18 protein-coding genes are annotated in these 23,357 nt (G+C 32.5%); 4 read left to right on the forward strand and 14 right to left on the reverse strand.

Annotated elements, in window-relative coordinates; all coding sequences use genetic code 11:
- Positions 1 to 66: 66 nt before the first annotated feature.
- Complete coding sequence (locus tag bsdtb5_RS13730; protein ID WP_271712547.1) at positions 67 to 2,055, forward strand: alpha/beta hydrolase family protein; 1,989 nt, start codon at positions 67 to 69, stop codon at positions 2,053 to 2,055.
- Positions 2,056 to 2,170: 115 nt separating this feature from the next.
- Here bsdtb5_RS13730 and bsdtb5_RS13735 read toward each other — a convergent pair whose 3' ends face one another.
- The 6 genes from bsdtb5_RS13735 to bsdtb5_RS13760 all read right to left on the reverse strand — a co-directional run bounded on the left by bsdtb5_RS13735 (position 2,171) and on the right by bsdtb5_RS13760 (position 7,342).
- Positions 2,171 to 2,794: a hypothetical protein gene (locus tag bsdtb5_RS13735; protein ID WP_271712548.1), complete on the reverse strand. Its 624-nt coding sequence runs from the start codon at positions 2,792 to 2,794 to the stop codon at positions 2,171 to 2,173.
- 61 nt (positions 2,795 to 2,855) lie between these two features.
- Positions 2,856 to 3,704 (reverse strand): bifunctional methylenetetrahydrofolate dehydrogenase/methenyltetrahydrofolate cyclohydrolase FolD, encoded by an 849-nt coding sequence (folD, locus tag bsdtb5_RS13740; protein ID WP_271712549.1) that lies wholly within the window; start codon positions 3,702 to 3,704, stop codon positions 2,856 to 2,858.
- Between the two features lie 134 nt (positions 3,705 to 3,838).
- Positions 3,839 to 5,434, reverse strand: a complete 1,596-nt coding sequence (locus bsdtb5_RS13745) for a peptide chain release factor 3 (protein WP_271712550.1) — start codon at positions 5,432 to 5,434, stop codon at positions 3,839 to 3,841.
- Between the two features lie 332 nt (positions 5,435 to 5,766).
- Positions 5,767 to 6,198 carry a putative ABC transporter permease gene (locus bsdtb5_RS13750; protein WP_330611641.1) on the reverse strand — a complete coding sequence of 144 codons (432 nt, stop codon included), beginning with the start codon at positions 6,196 to 6,198 and terminating at the stop codon, positions 5,767 to 5,769.
- A 205-nt stretch (positions 6,199 to 6,403) separates the two neighbouring features.
- Positions 6,404 to 6,919 (reverse strand): zinc ribbon domain-containing protein, encoded by a 516-nt coding sequence (locus bsdtb5_RS13755; protein ID WP_271712551.1) that lies wholly within the window; start codon positions 6,917 to 6,919, stop codon positions 6,404 to 6,406.
- Between the two features lie 12 nt (positions 6,920 to 6,931).
- Positions 6,932 to 7,342, reverse strand: a complete 411-nt coding sequence (locus bsdtb5_RS13760) for a hypothetical protein (protein WP_271712552.1) — start codon at positions 7,340 to 7,342, stop codon at positions 6,932 to 6,934.
- A gap of 358 nt (positions 7,343 to 7,700) precedes the next feature.
- On the opposite strand from bsdtb5_RS13760, the gene bsdtb5_RS13765 reads away from it, so the two are divergent.
- On the forward strand, positions 7,701 to 8,462 hold the full coding sequence (locus tag bsdtb5_RS13765; RefSeq protein ID WP_271712553.1) for an MBL fold metallo-hydrolase: 762 nt from the start codon (positions 7,701 to 7,703) through the stop codon (positions 8,460 to 8,462).
- Positions 8,463 to 8,531: 69 nt separating this feature from the next.
- Here the strand turns inward: bsdtb5_RS13765 and bsdtb5_RS13770 are convergent, their stop codons facing one another.
- From bsdtb5_RS13770 to bsdtb5_RS13785, 4 genes are all read right to left on the reverse strand, one after another.
- The gene (locus bsdtb5_RS13770) at positions 8,532 to 9,266 is read right to left on the reverse strand and encodes a TraX family protein (RefSeq protein WP_271712554.1); all 735 of its coding nucleotides are present in this window, start codon (positions 9,264 to 9,266) and stop codon (positions 8,532 to 8,534) included.
- 279 nt (positions 9,267 to 9,545) lie between these two features.
- On the reverse strand, positions 9,546 to 11,837 hold the full coding sequence (locus bsdtb5_RS13775) for a hydratase (RefSeq protein WP_271712555.1): 2,292 nt from the start codon (positions 11,835 to 11,837) through the stop codon (positions 9,546 to 9,548).
- A gap of 435 nt (positions 11,838 to 12,272) precedes the next feature.
- On the reverse strand, positions 12,273 to 13,043 hold the full coding sequence (locus bsdtb5_RS13780) for a TIGR03915 family putative DNA repair protein (protein ID WP_271712556.1): 771 nt from the start codon (positions 13,041 to 13,043) through the stop codon (positions 12,273 to 12,275).
- Entirely contained in the window at positions 13,018 to 14,340 is a 1,323-nt protein-coding gene (locus bsdtb5_RS13785) for a putative DNA modification/repair radical SAM protein (protein ID WP_271712557.1), read from the reverse strand. Before bsdtb5_RS13785 ends, bsdtb5_RS13780 begins: the two co-directional genes overlap by 26 nt.
- Positions 14,341 to 14,696: 356 nt before the next feature.
- Here bsdtb5_RS13785 and pyrB point away from each other — a divergent pair, with 356 nt between their 5' ends.
- Positions 14,697 to 15,611, forward strand: coding sequence for an aspartate carbamoyltransferase (gene pyrB, locus bsdtb5_RS13790; RefSeq protein ID WP_271712558.1), 915 nt, complete (start codon positions 14,697 to 14,699; stop codon positions 15,609 to 15,611).
- Positions 15,611 to 16,036 carry an aspartate carbamoyltransferase regulatory subunit gene (locus bsdtb5_RS13795; RefSeq protein ID WP_271712559.1) on the forward strand — a complete coding sequence of 142 codons (426 nt, stop codon included), beginning with the start codon at positions 15,611 to 15,613 and terminating at the stop codon, positions 16,034 to 16,036. The genes pyrB and bsdtb5_RS13795 overlap by 1 nt, the downstream gene beginning before the upstream one ends.
- A gap of 168 nt (positions 16,037 to 16,204) precedes the next feature.
- On the opposite strand, the gene bsdtb5_RS13800 is transcribed toward bsdtb5_RS13795, so the two are convergent.
- The 4 genes from bsdtb5_RS13800 to bsdtb5_RS13815 all read right to left on the reverse strand — a co-directional run bounded on the left by bsdtb5_RS13800 (position 16,205) and on the right by bsdtb5_RS13815 (position 23,200).
- Positions 16,205 to 17,875 carry a formate--tetrahydrofolate ligase gene (locus bsdtb5_RS13800; RefSeq protein ID WP_271712560.1) on the reverse strand — a complete coding sequence of 557 codons (1,671 nt, stop codon included), beginning with the start codon at positions 17,873 to 17,875 and terminating at the stop codon, positions 16,205 to 16,207.
- 451 nt (positions 17,876 to 18,326) lie between these two features.
- Positions 18,327 to 19,196, reverse strand: a complete 870-nt coding sequence (locus bsdtb5_RS13805; RefSeq protein ID WP_271712561.1) for an ATP-grasp domain-containing protein — start codon at positions 19,194 to 19,196, stop codon at positions 18,327 to 18,329.
- 35 nt (positions 19,197 to 19,231) lie between these two features.
- Positions 19,232 to 20,206, reverse strand: a complete 975-nt coding sequence (locus bsdtb5_RS13810) for an ATP-grasp domain-containing protein (protein ID WP_271712562.1) — start codon at positions 20,204 to 20,206, stop codon at positions 19,232 to 19,234.
- A 105-nt stretch (positions 20,207 to 20,311) separates the two neighbouring features.
- On the reverse strand, positions 20,312 to 23,200 hold the full coding sequence (locus bsdtb5_RS13815) for an FtsK/SpoIIIE family DNA translocase (RefSeq protein WP_271712563.1): 2,889 nt from the start codon (positions 23,198 to 23,200) through the stop codon (positions 20,312 to 20,314).
- Positions 23,201 to 23,357 lie beyond the last annotated feature (157 nt).

Genomic DNA, 23,357 nt, shown 5'->3' on the forward strand with positions numbered 1-23,357 from the left:
AGATAGACTATCTAATAACCAAAATTAATTAATATTTAATCAAAACCATAAGAAAGGAAACTTAATATGAACAAATTACAACTTGATGATTTTTTAAAGTATAAGTTTTTATCCAATTTAAACTTTTCTCCAAGTGGAAGTACTGCTGCTTTCACTGTTTCACTAAGTAATGTAGATGATAATAATTATAAGAGTAATATCTGGCTTTATGAAAACAATTCCTACAAACAATTAACTGGTTTAAACAAAGAAAGTTCTTACCTATGGGAAGATGATGAAACTATTCTGTTTTCTGCAATTCGAGATGACGCTGACAAGAAAAAAATCGAGGCAAAAGAAGATCTATCCGTATTCTATCGAATTAATATCCATGGTGGAGAAGCAGTTCAAGCTTTTTCATTACCTCTTCAAGTATCTTCTATTAAGTTGATTCAAAAACATAAATATCTCATTCAAGCAACTTGCGATGAAAATGCTGTGAACTATTACAAAATGACTCAAGAAGAAAGAGATGAAGTACATAAAGCACGTAAAGAGGAAGAAGATTATCAAGTTATAGATGAAATTCCATTCTGGATAAATGGTGGAAGCTATACCAACAAATTAAGGACTAAATTATTTTTATATGATAGCAACTTAGACCAATTAACTTTGATTACAAAGGACCCTTTGTTTGATACGGATTCTACTTTAATCTTAGATGACTCGATTTTATTCTCTGGTGATATCTACCAAACCAAACGCGATTACAAATCAAACATATATCTATATCACTTTGATACTGATAGTGTTGTCACCATATACAATGGCAATGAATACGAAATCCAAGAATTCACCAAACTAGATGATAAAATCATTATGTTAGCAGCCAAAACCGATCGATATGGTGTGAATGAGAACCCTTACTTTTATTCACTTAATTTAACTTCCAAAGAAATAAGTCTATTTGCTCAAAACGATAACAGCATATATTCTTCTGTAGGAAGTGATTGCAGGTACGGTGGTGGCAAATCCTTACGTGAATATAAGAATAGTCTTTATTTTACCACTACAATTAGAAATGCATCTCATATCTATAAAATTGATAGAGACGGTCTGATTAGTCAAGTGATTTCGAAAGAAGGTTCCGTTGATTGTTTTGATATCATCGATGATAAAATATTACTCATTGGATTGTATGATCTTAAATTGCAAGAATTCTATCAGTATGATTTAAAAGATCATGAATTAGTACAGATTAGCAGCTTCAACGAAGAAGTCTTAAAAGATACCTATAAGGCAATTCCACAAAAAATAACCTTTGAATCTAATAATAAAGATATTGATGGTTGGATTCTAAAACCATATAATTATGATGAAACTAAGACTTATGCAGCCATCTTAGATATCCATGGTGGTCCTAAAACGGTATATGGTGAAGTATTCTATCACGAGATGCAGTATTGGGCAAATGAAGGTTATTTTGTATTCTTCTGCAATCCAGAGGGTAGCGATGGACGTGGAAATGAATTCGCTGATATCCGTGGTAAATATGGAACAATTGATTATGATACCATCATGACATTTACAGATAAGGTTCTAGAACTGTATCCTCAGATTGATAAAACAAGGGTTGGTGTTACTGGCGGCTCCTATGGTGGTTTTATGACTAACTGGATTATAGGCCACACGAACCGTTTCAAATGTGCTGCATCACAGCGTTCTATCTCGAACTGGACTTCATTCTTTGGTTTGTCTGACATTGGTACATTATTTACAATGGATCAACAAGCTGCAGATATCTATGATGGTTTTGAGAAATTATGGTGGCATTCTCCTATTAAGTATGCCAAAAATGTAACAACACCAACCTTATTTCTACATTCTTATGAGGATTATCGCTGTCCTATCGAAGAAGGAATGCAAATGTATACCGCAATTGTAGAAAAAGGCATTCCTTCTAGACTTTGTTGTTTCAAAGGGGAAAACCATGATTTAAGCCGTTCAGGTAAACCTAAACATAGAGTCCGTCGTCTAAATGAAATCACAAACTGGATGAATCAATATCTAAAATAATGTAGAGAAAATATTTATTAATCTAATGTAGACAATATCTGAAGAATTGTAATGCAAAAAGTTAGGGTAAATTACCCTAACTTTTTTATTATATACTCTATTAAAAGCATTCTGTTTATGAGACTTTCTTTTTTTTAAAAGGACGTAACAAAATAAATGTTTTTTTATTCGTATTTTGTCTAATCTTCCACTTATATTCTCCAATAAAAGAGGAGTTAATGAAATTATTAATACATTTCTTATCTCTTTTTACTTTTGGATCACGCAATCCAGCATCTATATTTTTTCTTATCTTTAACATTGCTCTACTATGATCAATTGCTGTAATTAAGCAGCCTTCATTAAAAACCAATTCAATCACAACTTTATAACAAAAGCAAGGATACTCTTCTTCATATCCATATTTATCAATAAAATCTTTTCTTATGATCATAGCGCCTGAGTAATCCAATGGAATATCAATATTTTCAAAACATATTTTTTGATTATCTCCTTCGTGGGTTACTTTTGGCGAATATCCTTTTATATCATCTATGATTGTATTGGTATTTGCATTTATAAACACGCTTTGAAGTATAAGATTTCTTTCATCAATACGATAACTATTCTCATATTCTAATGGCTCTGTCGCTGGCCAAATGGAGCGAACTCCAGCCTCGGATGGATGATAAATATATTCCTTTTCGAATAAATATAACTGATATTCTTCGCCTTTGTAGAGTATTTTTTCATATAACATACTTTTAACTCCCATCTGCCTTCAATAATACTTAAATTATAATTTATCGATTTTATCGATATTATTTATTGTTTTGTTCAACTGATTTTACACAATTCTTCATTAACATAGCTATAGTCATTGGACCTACACCTCCAGGTACTGGTGTAATATAACTTACTTCATCAAATACATCTTCATAGTCCACATCGCCACATAATTTGTTATTCTCATCGCGATGAATACCAACATCAATAACAACAGCATCTTTTTTAACATAATCCTTAGTTATAAATTTTGGTTTTCCAATTGCTACAACTAGAATATCTGCTCTCTTAGTAACTTCTTTTAGATTCGTTGTCTTGGAGTGACAAACTGTAACTGTACCATTCTCAGCTAATAATAGTAATGCCATAGGCTTTCCAACAATATTGCTTCTGCCTACTACTACACATTCTTTTCCTTCAATCTGAATATTCGAACGTTTTAACAGTTCAATAACGCCAGAAGGTGTGCAGCTAACAAAGCCTTCTTCACCAATTGCCAATGCTCCCACATTTTGAGTATGGAAACCATCAACATCTTTATCCGGTCTAATACTCTTAATAATAATATCTTCATTTATATGCTTTGGTAATGGAAGTTGTACTAATATCCCATCTACATCTTCCCTATTATTAAGCTCATCAACCAATTGAAGTAATTTCATTTCTGTAGTATTCTCAGGCAATTCATAGGAAAGCGAACGAATTCCAATGTATTCACATGCTTTTTTCTTATTCCCAACATATACACTCGATGCTGGATCATTTCCTACTTGAACTACTGCTAACGTAATCTCTCTACCATTATCTTTATATTGTTGAACTCTAGATTTTAACTCTTCTTTTATTTCATTTGAAATTATTTTACCATCTATAATATTGGCCATCTAATACCCCTACCTTTCATACTTTCTCCGATAGCTTATTAACACACATAAGCATGTACTAATTTTGTTTATTATACACTTTCTATATAAAGAAAGCAATAATTTAAGGAGTATGTCTTAATCCCAAGTAGCTATTACATATTCTTACCAAATTCAGATAGTTTCAATCCTTCATTACGATCTAACAACGTTTTAATACTCCATACATTTGCAAATAATAATAATGGATTTCCTTTCATATCTTTGATTTTCTTTAGATCAGAGATTGTTTTTAAATCGTTCATATCATAATTTTCATTTTCTATCCAACGAATATGTTCATAAGGCAATGATTCCATTCTGATGTCACATCCATATTCATTCTCTAATCGGTATTTTAATACATCAAATTGAAGGACACCAACAGCTCCAACGATAATTTCTTCCATACCACTATTGAATTCTTGGAAGATTTGAATCGCACCTTCTTGTGCAATCTGCGTGATACCTTTCATAAACTGTTTTCTCTTCATAGTATCAATCTGGCGAACTCTTGCAAAATGTTCAGGTGCAAAAGTTGGAATACCTTCAAACAGAAATTTTTTGTTTGAATTGGTAATTGTATCACCAATTGAAAAAATACCTGGATCAAATACACCTATAATATCACCTGCATAAGCTTCATCAATAATCTTTCTCTCCTGAGCCATAAGCTGCTGCGGTTGTGATAATTTCATCTTCTTACCACCTTGTACATGTAGCACTTCCATTCCGGCTTCAAACTTACCAGAACATATTCTCATGAAAGCAATTCTATCACGATGTGCTTTATTCATATTTGCCTGAATCTTAAAGACAAATGCAGAAAAATCCTCATCAAATGGGTCAATCTTACCAACCGATGAATTTCTTGGTAACGGTGAGGTGGTCATAGTTAAAAAGTGTTGTAAAAAGTTTTCAACACCAAAATTAGTTAATGCAGATCCAAAAAATACTGGAGATAATTTTCCTTTACTTACCTCCTCCATATCAAATTCTGCACTCGCTCCATCTAACAATTCAATATCTTCTAATAGTTTTTCATGGAATGATTCACCTAACATAGCTTTTAAACTATCGTCTTTCAGGTCTACCTCAGTTGATGCTGCTTCCTTTGATCCGCCCGTTGAAATTGCTTTAAATGTGGTAATATGGTTCGTATTTCTATCGTATACACCTTTAAATTCTTTACCTGAACCAATAGGCCAATTGATAGGACATGTCTTAATTCCAAGTTCTTTTTCAATTTCATCTAACAAGTCAAATGGATCATTCGCATCTCGGTCCATTTTATTAATAAATGTAAAAATAGGTATGTTTCTCAACACACAAACTTTAAATAATTTTCTAGTCTGTGCTTCAACACCTTTTGATGCATCAATAACCATTACCGCTGAATCTGCTGCCATCAATGTACGGTAAGTATCTTCCGAGAAGTCTTGATGCCCAGGTGTGTCCAAAATATTTATACAGCAGTCATCATAATTAAATTGTAGTACAGATGAGGTTACTGAAATACCTCTTTGTTTTTCTATTTCCATCCAGTCAGATACCGCATGCTTAGAAGTTGCTTTACCTTTAACAGAACCTGCTTGGTTTATTGCTCCTCCATATAGTAAGAACTTTTCTGTTAGTGTTGTTTTACCAGCATCCGGATGGGATATAATAGCAAAGGTTCTTCTTTTCTTTATTTGTTCATAATTATTTGACAAAATACATCCTCCTAGTGAACATTTTTACTCTATCTCAAATTTAAATGTAGTTACTCTATTTTATTTCATATATAATACTAAAACCAATTAATCATATAATATTTTAGTACTATTTGTCAAGCAATACTCTTTATATATAGGCTTCCACGACTTTTAATAAACATATTTTCATTTTGAATAAATAATACAACCTCCTTAGTAAAAAGTTCGTTTATACATAATTAATAAATTAAAAAAAGTTATAAAATCACTTAAGTAGGAATCATAACAACCATCATTCTCCATTATTAAGTATTTTTATAACTTTCTTTATTTTGTAGTAATCTTAATTTTTATATCCAATATTTATGCTTCTTTTTATCACCTTTAAAAATTCGATATCTTAACAAATCATCTAGTAGTATAGCTGGTAAAGATAGAATAAACCATAGAATACTAAAATATGGGCATATCTGTCCCCATAAATTATAAGGAAACATCCTATAACTCCATACATTATAATGTAACCAAACATTAACAATTAATCCTGTTGTCAACTCAACCGCAGTTATAATTAATGCTGTTATCATCATTTGAAATATAATTGATTTATTTGGTGGAAATTTATCATTAAGCAATCCTATTAGGATAAAGCCAATCCCCCCTGCTATTAGCATCGTAATGTGCGAGCTTCCACTATACATCAATTCAATACTAATATATAAAAAACCTCCTACCCAAAAAAGGAATAAATATTTTAGGAACGAATTTTTGAGTAATAACATATCACACCGCCATTTCGTTTCATTCTTTACTCCTATTATTCTCGTTCCTAAATTTCCTTATCCGATATAATACTTTCCTTTTTCGGAATTCTTTCCTATGTATAGAAATACTATCATAATGTTGTGGTCAAAATCCTTATGTATCAAATAGATACTTACATGAAAAAAGCGCTTTCTCCTGCAAAAGCGCTTTTAACTAAATATTCTAAAGCATAGAATCCTCAGAAGATTCTTCTTGTAACTTCTCTTCTTCTGTTTCTACATCATTTTTGAATTCAAAATCATTTACATCATTCTCATTTTCTGGTTCACCACACGCAGAGCAATCTGTATCTTCTACAACACCTTCAAAACTCTCAACTTCTACTTTTTCTACTTTTACTCCACAACTGCTACAGAAGGATGCATCTACTGGAATCTCAGCACCACATACTGTGCAATTTATAATTCCTTTTAGTTGATGTATTTGCTCTTGTAATGCTTTAATCTTTTCATTTGCATTCTTTATTGCTTCAACCTCTATTGCATATTCATCTTCTGGATGTTCCTTACACACCTCATAGTACATCTTACCAATAGCTATATAAGCATTTTTGATTACATCCTCTTCTGTGCTTACTTGACCATTTAGCTTACTTATTTCAGCTAAATCTTTCGCTTTTTGAGCTACTTGTTTGCTTTTGCTTGATATTGTATCTCCTAATTTTTCAAAAAAATCCATCTTAACCTCTCCTTACATATTCTTATCAATGATATTATCAATTGCTTTCACTTTAAACGAACCTTGCGCCATGGCTTTCAATCCTAATACTACTAATAGTAAATTTTCAATGAATCCAGCTGCCTTAATCGCAATATCGTCTATGTATAATGGATAATCTAAAGTAGTATCTATATGTAAAGTATAAAATATATCATTAATGATATCAAATATATTATCTCCTAAACCAAATACCACACATATTAAATTATAGATTACAACAATAGTGACTGCTTTAACAGCTGACTTTCGAAGCCATTCGTTTTCTTCCATAAATAAAATATATACAGCCAATAACATTAATGGAATAAAAGAAATCAATCCCGTAAAATATACTGCTGCACCTACTAATCCTACCGTAACACCTAACTTTGACTTTTGCATTTTCTACATCCTCCATTTTTCATAGTACTCCATAAAATACCAACATTATGTTCATACAAAACATATACATTGAAAATACGAGAACATAAATTAAGCCACAGTCTGTCTTGTATTGAACAGAATTAATACATATCTTAAGTATAAACATACACTTTTTGGTTGTCAATAAATGGTTTGCTTATTTAACAAAAACTTTAACCATTATTATCATACCATCACATAACCCACTTGACTTTTACCTATATTTCAATTAGATTTATCCTATTAATAGATATTATCCTTTTACTCAAAGTATACTATATTTTAAACTTTTTATTCTTAATCTATTAAATTTCACTAATTTAAGGAGGCGATTATTATGACTACAAAGAAAGAAAATATAAAAGTCTGGTATCTCAATCATAGTGGATTTGCTGTACAAACAGCTTCTCACTTTTTAATTTTTGATTATTATCCAGAAAAAGGAGAGCCTTTTTGGGGAAAATTCGATAATGGATTAATTAATCCAATCGAATTAAAAGATCAAAGAGTCATTGTTTTTTCGTCTCATGCTCATTTTGATCATTATAATGAAAAAATCTTTGAACTAAGAGATACTGTTACTGATCTTCATTATGTACTTTCTGATGATATTAAGAAGTTGAAAGAACATGATAAAGGTGATATTCTACCAGTTCATTTCTGGAAAGAATATGATTATCAAGATATGCATATCAAAACATTGCATTCTACTGATGTAGGAGTTGCTTATTTCATTACTGTAGATGGCACAACTATATATTATGCAGGTGATCTTAATTGGTGGCTATGGAAAGGTGATGATGAACACAGTATAAAGACTATGGGTGGTGAATATCGACACGAGATTGATTCCCTTAAGAACGAAAAGATTGATATAGCTTTCATACCTGCAGATCCAAGACTTGAAGAAAATTATATTCTAGGAATTGATTATTTTCTTCGAACGGTAGACACCAAAGTATTATTTCCTATGCACTTTTGGGGTAGATACAAAATCTTTGATTGGATTCAAAATGATCGTTTAACGATTCAATACCAGGATAAAATCAAAGAAATAACACATCGTGGTCAATTATTTGAACTTGAAATAACTAAATAGAATTATTCATAATAAGAGCATCATACGTCCTATTCGAACAAATTGAAAAGGACATATGACGCTCTTATATTATTGTAAAACGTTATGTAATATATAATAAAGTATCAGTAAATGTGCAGGATAAAAGATATAAAAAAAGTATTTTAAACTAACACCTTTTTTACCATTATAAAGACTCAATGGTATCAAGGCAAAAACTGCATATATTTCAGTATATCCGATCAAAACCATCGCAAAAGTTACTAGGGACGCTCCAATCTTTACAAATTTACCGCGGAATAAATAAAACAAGATAATCAATATTACTCCGCCAGCTGCATAATCTGTTTTTAATATATAAGCTAATAAAACTGAAAATACTGCACACAGTACTGCCATTTGTTCGTTATCTTTAAAATGTTCGATTAACATTAAAGCTATGAATCCGATAACTAAGGTAAAGAAAACATTCTGACTATAAATATCAAAAATTCTGCCTGAAAAAGCTAGATCAAAAGGCACTTCTGAAATAATGGCAAATAAAGCTAATCTTAGACAATATTTTTTTCTACTACGTGTATGAACAAATCCCTCTACAAGTAAGAAACAAAATATAGGGAATGCAATTCTTCCGATCACACGCATTAATGCATATACCCAATCCGCATAGATACCTGCTGGATATAATACAGCTGCAGTATGATCTACTACCATTGTTAGAATTGCTATAATTTTTAATGTTCCTCCACTAATTCCCCTTTTATCTTCCGTACTCCCATTAGAATGGCTTGATTGAATAATGGAATCTCCCAATACATTTGTCATATAGTTCCTCCAATAAATTATTTTATTAAAATATAACTTCTATTTTATAGATGAAACAGACTTTTGTAAACATAATTTGGAATTCTTAAGCTTTTGTAAGTAATTCTTAAACATTCTTATATCTATATATATGCATTCTGTTACATATCTTTTAATATAAAATAGAGCGTTGCAACGAATAGTTTCTAATAAATAATATTCATTGCAACACTCCTATTTTTATATAATCTTTTATTTAAATATTTATTCAGTTTATTTTAAGCATATTACATTAATTAATTATTTTGCATCTCTATAGTAATTGATTAAGCATCCACTTACAATGATATCTCGTTCATCGTCTGTAAGTTCACCTAGTCTTAATGTGAATTCTTTTAATTCCTCTGATACGACATAAGCAGTTATATTATCTTGCTTTGTTTCTATCGCTTTTTTAATCTCTGGTATATAGATAAAATCTCCATTCTTAAATGGTAATTCGCCTTCAAATAAGAATGGTAGCATACCCCAGTTAATTAAATTAGAACGATAACGCTTTGTAGCATATTCTTTTGCGATATTCGCCATTCCACCAAGAACTTTTTGACAACTTGCAGCTTGTTCTCTCGCAGATCCATCCCCAGGTTTTACTGCATAGATTAAACTTCCAATCTCTGTTTCTTTAGGATCCACTTTAAACTTATGATTAATCTTATTGAACACTTCTTCAATTTCATCATTTGCTTTAAAAATGTCTTCGCCAGCTGTCCTAGCCTTTTCTGCCTTTTGTATTTCTTTAGCTCTTCCAACGTATGCTGGATCCTTACGAGATAGTGTGAATTCTGCTAATCCTAAAGGATTGGAACGGTAAGATGAAGTTTCTCCTGATGGTATTAATTCATCTGTAGTAGTAACAGGATCATGTATTTCAGAAACAATCTTTAATACCATATTGTCTGTTAGTTTAGACATTGCTGGCCAATCAACAATACCTGGACCGAATTTAATATCAACGTTTGGATCAGCTTTACCAACACCATCATAAACACGATTATCATAAATGGTACTGTCAAAGAAATATTTAGGTTTTGTATAATTCACATCAATATCAGTTGCTGCGGTTAAGTATCCCTTATTTGCTGCAGTCGCTGCAATAGAACGAGCATCCATTAAAGCAACCGAAGCTACTTGACCACTCGTTGTCTTAGAACCTTCACGGTTAGGGAAGTTTCTAGTGGTATGCCTAATACTTAATCCGTTATTAGCAGGTACATCTCCAGCACCAAAACATGGTCCGCAGAATGCAGTACGGATTGTTGCACCAGTTGACATTAATTTAGCGATATTACCATTCTTCACTAATTCTAGGAAAACAGGTTGACTCGCTGGGTAAACACTTAGAGAGAATTCATCAGAACCAATAAATTTACCATCTAGGATGTCCGCTGCATCACATATATTCTCATATCCACCACCAGCACAACCAGCAATAACTCCTTGCTCTACGTATAGTCTACCATTACGTACTTTGTCTTTAAGTGAATACTTAATGTTACTATTATCAAGACTGATTAAAGCCTTTTTCTCAACTTCATCTAAGATATCATAAAGATTATTATTTAAGTCTTCTATTGTATATACATTACTTGGATGGAAAGGCATAGCAATCATTGGCTTTATCTTAGATAGATCAACATATACCATACCATCATAATAAGCAACTTCTTTTGGTGCTAATTCTTTGTAATCACCTACTCTATTATGAATCTCATAGAACTCTTTTACTTTCTCATCTGTCACCCAGATAGAAGATAAACAAGTCGTTTCTGTCGTCATTACATCAATTCCAATACGATAATCCACACTTAGATTCTTAACGCCATCACCTACGAATTCCATTACTTTGTTATTAACATATCCATTCGCAAATACCGCACCAATAATTGCTAACGCAACATCTTGAGGTCCCACTCCTTTTTGAAGTTCTCCAGTTAAGTAAACACCAACAACGCCTGGCATATTAATATCATATGTTTTCGATAATAATTGCTTAACTAATTCTGGACCACCCTCTCCCATAGCCATTGTTCCAAGTGCACCATATCTTGTATGGCTATCAGAACCAAGAAGCATCTTACCTCCACCAGCAAGCATTTCTCTTGCGAACTGATGAATAACAGCTTGATGAGGTGGTACATAGATACCGCCGTATTTTTTAGCACAAGATAAACCAAATACATGATCGTCTTCATTAATGGTTCCACCTACAGCACATAAGCTGTTATGACAATTAGTTAATACATATGGAACTGGAAACTTTTCAAGACCCGAAGCTCTTGCTGTTTGAATAATTCCAACAAAAGTAATGTCATGAGAAGTTAATTTATCGAATTTTATTTTTAACTTGCTCATATTATCTGATGTATTATGAGCTTCAAGAATTTCATATGCAATTGTATTTTTCGCTGCTTGTTCTTTTGATACTACCAGATCACCAAGTATATTCTTAAGAACAGCTTCGGTTGATTCATTTTCTTCTATTATCTCAGTGCCACTAATAAGATAAGCACCTTTTTCATATAACTTTATCATAAAAACATCCTCCTAATGTAAAATTATTAAAATGCATCTTTAGTTTATAATTATACTGTTTTATTATTTAGATTGCAATTGAAATTTGCTTTTTTACAGTAAATTGTTAACTTGTTAAATTTTTATATTAAATGAAATGACAATAACTTTTTAGTATTTTACTAAATTTCTAATACTAAGTAAATGGTATTTTATGAGTCTAAAAATAATTATTCAATTTTTTCAGGAAACCTACTTAATGCTTGTTAACTTAAATTATAGCAATATAGATAAATAAATTCTAAATTAATATTTTGACAAATGTATAATTTTTAATACTAATACCAATAATTGATAATGTCTTTCTTCTAACATAGAGAAATCGCTAATATAAATATTTACATCTATATAGCAAAGTTATTTATATTAGCGATTATATCTCTTTTTATTCTTTTCTTAAATCTTGTCTTTCATCTCCGTCATATTACTCCAGAATCTCTTTGGCAGATTATTCATCTGTAATTTTAGATTTACTCGTTCTTTAATACATATACTTTCGAAGAAACTATTCCAAAGTTGTTGAAATTCTTTCTCGTTATCTGATACCCTTTCAATCCTTTCTGAATCAATTTCTTCACCTGATACTAAAACTGGGACTGTTTCCTTCTTATATACAATGGCCAACTTACGATTCTCATCATAGATCATCCAATTCTCTAATGGCATTCGTATATGAAAATGGGCAGAGAGGATTGTAATGATATTATTCTTTGGATTAATCTTAGCAAATAAGACTCCGTTATCGAGTTCAACAAAGCGAATAAAACCTAATAGGTGATGCGCCTCATTATTTGCCTTTCTGCTGTATTCAAATACTTTAAAAACAGATTCATTGCTAAGACAATCCAATACCTTATTTCCCTTCTTTAGTGAAAAACCTAAGATCAATACACGATATATAGCATCTGCCTTATCCTCTCCACAAGAAAGTGCTGCTTTGGTTAATTCTTGATAAACCTCATTTCCAAGTCTATCATTAATCGTTTTTGCTACTTTTAATGCTTTATCGGTGTCAGTAACAACTGCAATATATTCATGAAATAATTCATACGTGTTTTCTTGCTGTAACTCAATACGCACATTTGCATGCCCCTTTTTACTGGCCCAAGCATCATAAATAGCGGTAAATATTCCATCAATACTATCCTCGCATAAATAAATTGTCATATTGCTGGCCTCCCCAGTCTTCAAATAAATTAAGCTGTTTATAATTGATTCCATTCTCCAAAATTGGCACTTTTTCTTCTACATGTAATAAATTTCTAAAAATATAATCTTCTTCTATCTTCGTAGGATACATCATTCTCCCATTACACGTAATAAAATATAGCGCTCTCTTTAGGACTACACCAATCTTTTTTAAATCACTAAATTCAAGCGATGCCATTCTCCTAGCTTGAACGATACGCATCGCTGATTTAGTTCCAATCCCAGGAATTCTTAATAAGGTATGATAATCTGCCTTATTAATCTCAATCGGAAATAATTCAAGATGTCTAAGCGCCCAATCACACTTTGGATCTAATAAAGTATTAAAATTAGGCCTTTCTTCTGATAAAAGTTCATCCGACTTAAAACCATAGAAACGTAACAGCCAATCAGCTTGATATAATCGATGTTCCCTTAATAACGGTGGACCACTTTGTAGGGCGGGAAGATTCGAATCTTGATTAACATTAACAAATGCTGAGTAGAATACTCGCTTCAGATCAAAACCTTGATATAATGATTCTGCAACTTTCACGATCTGGTAATCGTTCTCATTCGTTGCACCAATGATCATCTGCGTACTCTGCCCAGCAGGAACATACTTTGGCGCATGTCGGAAGATTGCAACCTCATTTTTATTCGTAGTAATTGTAGATTGAATCTGTCTCATCGGTTTTAATATCGTTTTGCGTGTCTTATGAGGTGCTAGTTTCTTTAACCCCTCTGCAGTAGGAAGCTCTAAGTTTATGCTCATTCGATCCACTAGGTATCCAGTCTTATCGATTAAACCTTGGTCTGCTCCTGGTATTGCTTTGACATGAATATACCCCTGAAAATGATGTTCCTCCCTTAACTTCTTAACTGTCTGATAGATTAATTCCATCGTATAATTAGGACTTACGAGAATTCCTGAACTTAAGAATAATCCCTCTATATAGTTACGCTTATAGAATCCCATAGTCAAATCACACACTTCATCAGGAGTAAAGGACGCACGCCTTACATCATTACTTTTTCTATTCAGACAGTATTGACAATCAAAAACACACTCATTAGTAAATAGTATCTTAAGCAATGAGATACACCTTCCATCCGCTGAAAAAGCATGACATATTCCAGGCGCAATACAACTTCCTAGGCCTTTCCCATCATTATTACGATCAACTCCACTTGATGTACAAGCAACATCATACTTAGCTGCATCTGATAATATCTCTAATTTTTCTTGAACTGGAATATTCATCTGAATGTTCATTGCACTACCCTTCCTTACCTGATTATTGCATTAACAAATAATTCTCTATTGCCTGTAACACATTTATATATATCAATAATAATCCCAACTTCTCACCTTAGTAAGTTGACAACTAACGTTAATTATTTTTATTCCTACTTTTATTATATCAAACATATTATAATAATGCAAACATATGTTCTCTTTACTTCAAAATATATTTAACATTTGCTAGTAATATTTTTAGACAAACTGCAGCAGTAAATGATGCTATTTAGACGTTTTCAAAAAATATAGATTCAAGCTTGTATTCGAGAAAGCTTTATGTTAGAATATTCAGTTGAATAAAAAGATAAAATATACTTTTGGAGGTGTACATGAAACATATCATTAGTCCCCTTGATTTATCTGTTTCTGAATTAGAAGAAGTGCTTTGCTTAGCAGAAGAAATTATTAAGGAACCAAAGAAATATTCCGATGTTTGCCATGGCAAAAAGCTAGCAACCCTGTTTTACGAACCTAGCACAAGAACGAGATTAAGTTTTGAAGCTGCAATGTTGAATCTTGGTGGTAGTGTTCTTGGTTTTTCATCTGCTGATTCAAGCTCCGCTGCCAAAGGAGAAAGTGTTGCAGATACAATTCGTGTTATTTCTAGTTATGCAGATATCTGTGCAATGCGTCATCCGAAAGAAGGAGCTCCAATGGTAGCTTCTAAATATTCTCGTATTCCTGTAATCAATGCTGGTGATGGTGGTCATAATCATCCAACCCAGACTCTAACTGATCTTCTGACTATCAAAAATTTAAAAGGTCATCTGAATAACTTAACCATCGGTCTATGCGGAGATTTAAAATTCGGTAGAACCGTCCATTCCCTTATTAACGCTCTCGTTCGATATGAAAATGTTACCTTTATTATGATATCACCTGATGAACTTAAGATCCCTGCTTATTTACGTGAAGAAGTATTAGAAGCAAATCATATAAAGTTCAAAGAAGTACGTGTACTCGAAGAAGTATTACCTGATCTTGACCTTTTATATATGACAAGAGTTCAAAAGGAGCGTTTCTTTAACGAAGAAGATTACATTCGCTTAAAAGACAGCTTTATACTAGACGCTAAAAAGATGGAACTAGCTAAGAAAGATATGCTAGTACTACATCCACTTCCTCGTGTAAATGAAATATCAACGGATGTAGATGACGATCCTAGAGCTGTATACTTTAAACAAGCTGAATTCGGTGTATATGTTAGAATGGCTCTTATCATGAAACTATTGGAGGTGGCATAATGTTGAATATAGGTGGCTTATCCAAAGGAATCGTCATTGATCACATTAAAGCTGGTGGTGCAATGGAAATCTATTCTTATCTGAACCTTGAGAAATTAGATTGCAGTGTTGCAATCATAAAAAACGCAAAAAGTAGTAAAATGGGCAAAAAAGACATCATAAAAATCGATGGTGAACTTGATATTGACCTTAATATCTTAGGTGTTCTTGATAACAATATTACAATTAACATTATTGATGATGGAAAAATTATAGGAAAAGGAAATCTTGAACTTCCTGAAATGGTAACTAATATAATCAAATGTAAAAATCCAAGATGTATCACGTCCATTGAGCAAGAACTTCCTCATACTTTTAAATTGACAAACCGAGAAAAAAATGTATACCGTTGTATCTATTGTGAACAACAATTTAAAGGCAATTAATCATTTAAAATTATTTATTATTAGATATCACTTTTTAAACATTTCATTTCCATTAAATATACTAAAAAAATATTATAAAAGTTTAAACTTTAAAAAGCCATCTTAATGCTAAATATATTGATAGCATTAGGATGGCTTTTATATTAATTTCTTCTATTCAATTCATGATTAGAACAATCCAGTAATTACACTCTCATCACTTACATCAACATTTTCTGCTGCTGGTTTCTTAGGTAGACCTGGCATTGTCATTACTGTTCCTGTGATAGCTACAACAAATCCAGCTCCTGCTGATACATATACTTCTCGAATATGAATTACAAAATCAGTAGGTCTTCCTAACTTACTTGGATCATCTGATAATGAGTATTGATTCTTTGCCATACAGATTGGTAGTTCTTTGAATCCGATTTCTTCAATCTTATCAATGGCTTTTAGAGCTGCTACATCATAAGCAACTGCTTTTGCACCATAGATCTCAGTTGCAATCTTCTCTATCTTGTCTTTTAATGGTAAAGTTTCATCATAAAGATATGTGAATTCAGATTCTTTTGTCTGAATGGTCTCAATAACCTTTTTCGCTAGTTCAACTCCACCATCTCCACCTTTTTCCCATACTTCTGATAAGGCAAAATCGCATCCTCTATTTTCACAGAATTCTTTTACATACTCTAATTCTGCATCTGTATCAGTTACAAAACGATTTAGAGTTACTACGATAGGAACTTTAAATTTTTGTAGATTTTCAATGTGTTTTTCTAGATTTGCAGTTCCTAATCTTAATGCATCTAGATTCTCATTACTTAAGTCTGCCTTTGCTACTCCGCCATTATACTTAAGTGCTCGGATTGTAGCTACTAACACTACCGCATCTGGTTTTAATCCAGCTTTTCTACATTTGATATCAAAGAACTTTTCTGCACCTAAATCGGCACCGAAACCAGCTTCTGTAATAACATAGTCTGCTAATTTTAATCCCATCTTAGTAGCTCTTACGCTATTACAACCATGTGCGATATTTGCAAATGGTCCTCCATGAATAATAGCCGGAGTGTGTTCTAGAGTTTGCACTAAGTTTGGTTTGATTGCATCCTTCAATAAAGCAGCCATAGCCCCTACTGCATTTAGTTGCCCTGCTGTAACAGGCTCTCCATCATAATTGTACGCAACAATAATCTTACTAAGTCTAATCTTTAAATCTTTCATATTATCTGCAAGACAAAGGATTGCCATAATCTCAGAAGCAACTGTTATTACAAAGTGGTCCTCACGTACCACTCCATCTACTTTTCTACCTAATCCAACAACAGTATTGCGTAGAACTCTATCATTCATATCAAGACAACGCTTCCATACAATAGAATTGGTATCAATATTCAAATCATTTCCTTGATGAATATGATTGTCCATCATTGCTGCAAGAAGATTATTTGCAGATGTTATCGCATGGAAATCTCCTGTGAAGTGAAGATTCAGGTCTTCCATTGGTACTACTTGTGAATACCCACCACCAGAAGCACCACCTTTAATACCGAAGCAAGGTCCTAAGGATGGTTCTCTTAATGCGACTATCGCTTTCTGATTCAATTTACCAAAAGCTTGGCTTAAACCCACGCTAATTGTAGTCTTACCTTCCCCTGCTGGCGTTGGATTGATTGCAGTTACAAGAATTAACTTTCCATCTTTTCTGTCTTTTACTTGTTCCCATAATTCATCTGATAACTTAGCTTTATATTTTCCGTAAAATTCTAGATCATCTTCCCTAATATCTAGTGTCTTGGCAACTTCTTTGATATGATGTAATGTTGCCTCTTGTGCAATCGTAATATCATTTTTCATGTATAAAGCCTCCTTAATTCTATATCTTTCATATCTCTGATTCTATTTACTCTAAGTATATTATTCACTTTAATATTTGTCTATATTATAGCGTTATAATACCATTATACCTATTACAGAATATTTTATAGAATCTTTGGGATATAATTATTTATTTACCTATTTTTTATTATAAACAAAAGGGGAGTATAAAAAAACCCCCCTTTTTTATCATTACTATATTCTTACTATTATTATTACAATATTTATAGCTTGTAACCCCTTATAAATCAGCATTATTAGTAAATACATTCAATTTTATTAAAAATATTCATATATAACTCTTGCTTATAACACTTAAATTACATGAGTTGCGACAAATGACCTGTTTCAACATCTATCATGAGCTTTTCTGTTTTGTGCAAATTGCCTAGACTACCTCCCTAACAGGTCATTTGCCAGGCAACTCAAACTATTTCTTTTTTTTCATATCTTGTAAGATAAATTCCAAATAAAGCCTCACAAGATTAATATCCGTACATTGATAGAGCATTCTAGCACCAACTACATCTTCTATTTCATTAAAAATCAATTGATTCTGATCATTAATAATAAAATCAATCCCGACCAAGCCAAATTCAAATTGATGAATAATCTGATGAACCACTTCTATCTCTTGTTGATTCAGTTTATATTCTCTAACCTCACCACCAAGTGAAAAGTTTGATTTAAAACCATCCTTTGCAGTTCTTAAGATTGCTGCAATGATTTTTTGGCCTATTACATACACCCTTAGGTCTTGATGCTTTGTACCAACTAACGGTTGAATAACCAGATTATCTCCTCGCATGTCTTGATATACCTTATCGATTTCTTCCACTGTTGGTTCTTGAATCAAGAATACTTGACTTCCTCCATGACCTGATACCGCTTTTACTACCGTCTGCTTTGCGCTAGAATGAATTTTTTGATAAAAATACTGATTATTGCAGAATTCTGAATCAACCATTGCGATTCCTTTTTTGGCTAAGTATTGATAGGTCCTAGCTTTGTCATTACATATCGATGCAACTTTGGAATTGTTGTATACAAGGTAACCCATTTGTTCTAGATGAACCGTTAGAAAAGGATAGATGGTTCTACATATTATAAAGTCTGGAAGTGGAATATTCTCTATCTCATACTCTAGATATAATTCATTATTTTTCACACCAAAGTGAAGTTTTTCTACGTAGATTAGATGAATTCTAATTCCTAGTTTTTCTCCTTCTTCCTTATAGAATTGAATATACCCTTTATTTTTTTTTGCGTCAGCCTCATTATATATTAACCAGCCATTCATAGAACACGCCTCACTTCCTTAATCTAGTAATTAACCTACTGTTCTATTTTTCGTAAAATATCTGTAAATATTGCATTAGCAACATCTACTTTCGTACAATCATATATGTTTTTAAAATGGGCATTAGAATTCACTTCACAGACTAAAGGTTCATTATTTGGACCAAATAATAGATCGACACCCGCAAAATCTAACCCAATTGCCTTGCATGCAGCAATTGCTAAACTTTCTTCTTCTATTGAAGGTGAATATGCTTTCATTTTACCACCATTCGTAATATTTGCACGAAAATCCCCATTATCTGAATAGCGATACATAGAAGTTATAACTCGGTCACCAACCACTTGTAACCTTATATCCCTTGCGAAACTAGTGTGGATGAATTCTTGAAACAACATAGGTTTTGCACCTATTCTCAACACACAACTCTTTAATTCCTCTTCGTTATGAACTAGATATACTTGTTGACCAAAGGAACCAAAACACTCTTTTACAATGAAAGGAAATGTAAAACTATTCATTACCGTATCAAGAAAATGATAATCTGTATATCCTATATTTGCATAGGTCATTGGAGACAACATCGTCTTTGGCATCGGAATTCCAGCATGATTCAATAAAAGATGTGTGTATGATTTATCATCGCAGATCTCTATAGCTCTAGATGAATTAAATACTCGAAACCCAACCTGCTCCATATACCTTGCCAATCGTATATCTTTATCCCAGAATAGAATGAACTCAGGTTTATTCATACCGATTTCTTTCTGATATATATCTTTCTCATTGGAATCATTGTCAATAAAATATCTGTTATCGATACTTTTCTCATCAATATCTTTCTTATTAATCAAATGAGTATTAGAACCAAGCATATATAATAGCTCTGCATTGGTTTTTATCTCTAATTGTATCTCTTTTTTCTTAGCTGCCTTAACGAGCCATTCACTAATTTCACTGAACTTATTCGTATTTAAGAAGGCATTTACAACTAACCACGCTTTTATCATATCTTTCCTGCCCTTCCTCCTAGGTACTGTATTATAAATATACTCTATCAACGAGGGTCAAAAGCCTATCATAATTAAGCTTTTGACCCTCGTATCATTTAATTCTTATACATATTCATCAACATATTGTTCAAATTCTTCCATCGACATTAAGACTTTTCTAGGCTTTGTACCTTCTTCTGGACCTACTACCCCAGCTTCATAAAGCTGGTCCATAATTCTTGCAGCACGGTTAAAGCCTATTTTGTATACTCTTTGTAACATTCCTATCGAAGCTTTATCTTTATCGATAATAAATTTGCCTGCTTCTATAAAATAATCATCTCGATCACTCTGAGTACTACTTGCAACGCTTTCTATGGATTCAACACTAGTAATCTTGCTTGATATCTCTTCGCTGTATCCAGATTTACCATCTATATTCTGAGAGGATAAAAATTCAACGACATCACTTACTTCCTTATCTGACACGAATGCACCTTGGATTCGAACAGGCTTTGGATAACCTGAAGGGAAGAACAACATATCCCCTTTACCTAGTAATTTCTCTGCCCCAGAACCATCAATGATTGTTCTAGAATCAATGGCTGATGATACAGAGAATGCAATTCTAGATGGTACGTTAGCTTTAATTAAACCAGTGATTACATTAACTGATGGTCTTTGAGTTGCGATTATAAGATGTAGACCTGCAGCTCTGGCCATCTGTGCCAATCGGCAGATAGCATCTTCAACTTCGCCTGGTGCTACCATCATAAGATCTGCTAACTCGTCAACAATAATAACTATTTGCGGCATCTTTTGATAACGTTCATCCTCAAGATGCTCGACTTTAGCAACTTTCTCATTATATCCTTTAAGATCTCTAACTCCAAGTTCCGCAAACTTCTGATAACGATCTGTCATCTCCATTACTGCCCAATTAAGTGCAGCAGATGCTTTTTTAGGGTCTGTAACAACAGGAATTAATAGATGTGGAATTCCATTGTAGACACTTAATTCAACTACCTTTGGATCTACCATAATTAATTTAACATCTGCTGGATTGGCTTTATATAAAATACTCATTATTAAAGTGTTAATACATACTGATTTACCAGAACCAGTAGCACCTGCAATTAATAAATGGGGCATTTTAGCTATGTCTGTTACAATTGTTTTACCACCAATATCTTTTCCTACTGCAAATGCAAGATCGGAAGGATGATTTGTAAAGTCTGGATTCTCAATTAATTCACGGAACATAACTGCTGTATTTACTTTATTGGGTACCTCAATTCCTACTGCTGCTTTTCCTGGTATCGGAGCTTCAATACGAATATCTGCTGCCGCTAGATTTAATTTAATATCATCGGCTAAGCTAGTGATTTTACTAACTTTAACACCTTGTTCGGGTTGTAACTCATATCTTGTTACAGCTGGTCCACAACTTACATTGGTTATTGTTACGCGAACGCCAAAGCTTTCAAGGGTTTTTTGAAGTTTAAATGCTGTTTCCTTTAATTCTTTTTCACTATTACCTTTTCCAGTTGGCTTTGGTTTTGATAGTAAAGATAATGGTGGATATTCATACTTTTTAACCACTGTACTCTCTTGAATTGTTAGCTTATTATCGAGTGTCAGATTCTGTTGTTTTTCCTCTTGTTTATCCTCTAGTTTCGTTGCATTCTCTCTTTTTGGTTCTTGAACTGCACTATTATTATTAGCTGAAATACCTTGAATAGGATTGTCCAAATCAGTTGCAGAATTCTTGTTATCACTTGTTATATCATTATCCCAAGAAAACACAGGGTTCTCATCTTCTGTATGAACTTTACCCATTGGCTCTTCATCAAAAGGCATCTGATTGCAATCCTGTTGATTCTCATTTGTATTTGATACTTTAATATCTCCATTCATAGCACTGTCATCAAATAAATCTTTGTCTTGCATCAAATGGTTGGCTAACGCTGATATATCATAATCATTTCCTTTATTATTGAATTTTCTTCGTAATTCTTCTTCATACACTGGAATTGACTCTTCCTTATATAGCGAATTACTGGTAAGCGGCGTTATATGATCTTCTTTTTGTATTACCTCATCCATGTCATATCCAGATTTCGTTGCATTACTGTCGTCAGCTTTTAACTTCTTCAATTTATTTTTAGCTCTCTTACTTTTAAAGAAACCTTTTTCTTCGTGTGAATCATATGTAGAATTATCAATATTAACTTGTGTATCCGCAGTATCTTGATTAGGCCTTTTCAGGTTAACAGTTTTCATTTTACGCTTTGTATCCGACTGTTGCTCTTCATTTTCTTCGTATTCACTTTCATAAAGATCTCTCTGCTCTTTATAATATTGTTGTCTTTCCCTAAGGTTTTCATATGCTTTAGAACCTTTTTTACCAAGACTACGAAAAAATGCCTTTTCTGTAATAAACATTAACAATATAATCATCACTGCTATTAAGATGACATAGGCTCCAAGAGTACCGAAAAATGGGCATAATATCTTTAGCAAAATGCCTCCAATCATACCACCACCATTTTTCTCACTTGCAGAAGTCTTATAATAATCAATGAGTGACATACTTGAATCAAAATCCATTGACAATAGTTGTAAAAATGCTGTTAATAAAATCATTAATGATATACAACTGATCAATTTACTATTCGCTTTCTTATTGCCTCGATTCGATAAGCGAAATGCTACTGAAACAAAAAGAATATATGGTAATATATAGCTTATGAATCCAAAAAAACCAAATGTTATGTAATTAAGATAGACACCAAACGTTCCACTCAGATTAAAATTACTAAGAATTAATAAAATAGAGATTACTAATGTAACAACTACAGTAATCTCATCATGATAGATTGGATTAAATTCCACTGCATTATCTTTGGTAGCTGTAGTTTTTCTTCTATTTGAACTATTCTTACTAGTACCTTTTGAAGTTGACCTTCGCTTCGTACTTGGTGAAGACTTTTTGTTAGGACTGGTAGCCATTCTAATATCCTCCTTAAGCTACTTTTTCTAAAGAACATATGCATAAATAAAGAGTTTGCGTTGCAAATTCTCATAATTAAAAAAGTGATTCCTCCGTATATTACGGGCAAAGAACCACTTTCATTATATCGTTTCTATAATTGTTATGCAAGAAAAA

The organism is Anaeromicropila herbilytica (genome assembly GCF_016591975.1).
Taxonomy (GTDB): Bacteria; Bacillota; Clostridia; order Lachnospirales; family Lachnospiraceae; genus Anaeromicropila; species Anaeromicropila herbilytica.

Bases quoted from the DNA above. Each gene is read 5' to 3' on its own strand.
- bsdtb5_RS13755 (WP_271712551.1), bottom strand. From the start codon at position 6,919: ATGGATTTTTTTGAAAAATTAGGAGATACAATATCAAGCAAAAGCAAA.
- bsdtb5_RS13770 (WP_271712554.1), bottom strand. From the start codon at position 9,266: ATGACAAATGTATTGGGAGATTCCATTATTCAATCAAGCCATTCTAAT.
- bsdtb5_RS13775 (WP_271712555.1), bottom strand. From the start codon at position 11,837: ATGATAAAGTTATATGAAAAAGGTGCTTATCTTATTAGTGGCACTGAG.
- bsdtb5_RS13765 (WP_271712553.1), top strand. From the start codon at position 7,701: ATGACTACAAAGAAAGAAAATATAAAAGTCTGGTATCTCAATCATAGT.
- bsdtb5_RS13795 (WP_271712559.1), top strand. From the start codon at position 15,611: ATGTTGAATATAGGTGGCTTATCCAAAGGAATCGTCATTGATCACATT.
- bsdtb5_RS13815 (WP_271712563.1), bottom strand. From the start codon at position 23,200: ATGGCTACCAGTCCTAACAAAAAGTCTTCACCAAGTACGAAGCGAAGG.
- bsdtb5_RS13735 (WP_271712548.1), bottom strand. From the start codon at position 2,794: ATGTTATATGAAAAAATACTCTACAAAGGCGAAGAATATCAGTTATAT.
- bsdtb5_RS13760 (WP_271712552.1), bottom strand. From the start codon at position 7,342: ATGCAAAAGTCAAAGTTAGGTGTTACGGTAGGATTAGTAGGTGCAGCA.
- bsdtb5_RS13785 (WP_271712557.1), bottom strand. From the start codon at position 14,340: ATGAACATTCAGATGAATATTCCAGTTCAAGAAAAATTAGAGATATTA.
- bsdtb5_RS13750 (WP_330611641.1), bottom strand. From the start codon at position 6,198: ATGTTATTACTCAAAAATTCGTTCCTAAAATATTTATTCCTTTTTTGG.
- bsdtb5_RS13730 (WP_271712547.1), top strand. From the start codon at position 67: ATGAACAAATTACAACTTGATGATTTTTTAAAGTATAAGTTTTTATCC.
- bsdtb5_RS13805 (WP_271712561.1), bottom strand. From the start codon at position 19,196: ATGAATGGCTGGTTAATATATAATGAGGCTGACGCAAAAAAAAATAAA.
- pyrB (WP_271712558.1), top strand. From the start codon at position 14,697: ATGAAACATATCATTAGTCCCCTTGATTTATCTGTTTCTGAATTAGAA.
- bsdtb5_RS13810 (WP_271712562.1), bottom strand. From the start codon at position 20,206: ATGATAAAAGCGTGGTTAGTTGTAAATGCCTTCTTAAATACGAATAAG.
- bsdtb5_RS13800 (WP_271712560.1), bottom strand. From the start codon at position 17,875: ATGAAAAATGATATTACGATTGCACAAGAGGCAACATTACATCATATC.
- bsdtb5_RS13780 (WP_271712556.1), bottom strand. From the start codon at position 13,043: ATGACAATTTATTTATGCGAGGATAGTATTGATGGAATATTTACCGCT.
- folD (WP_271712549.1), bottom strand. From the start codon at position 3,704: ATGGCCAATATTATAGATGGTAAAATAATTTCAAATGAAATAAAAGAA.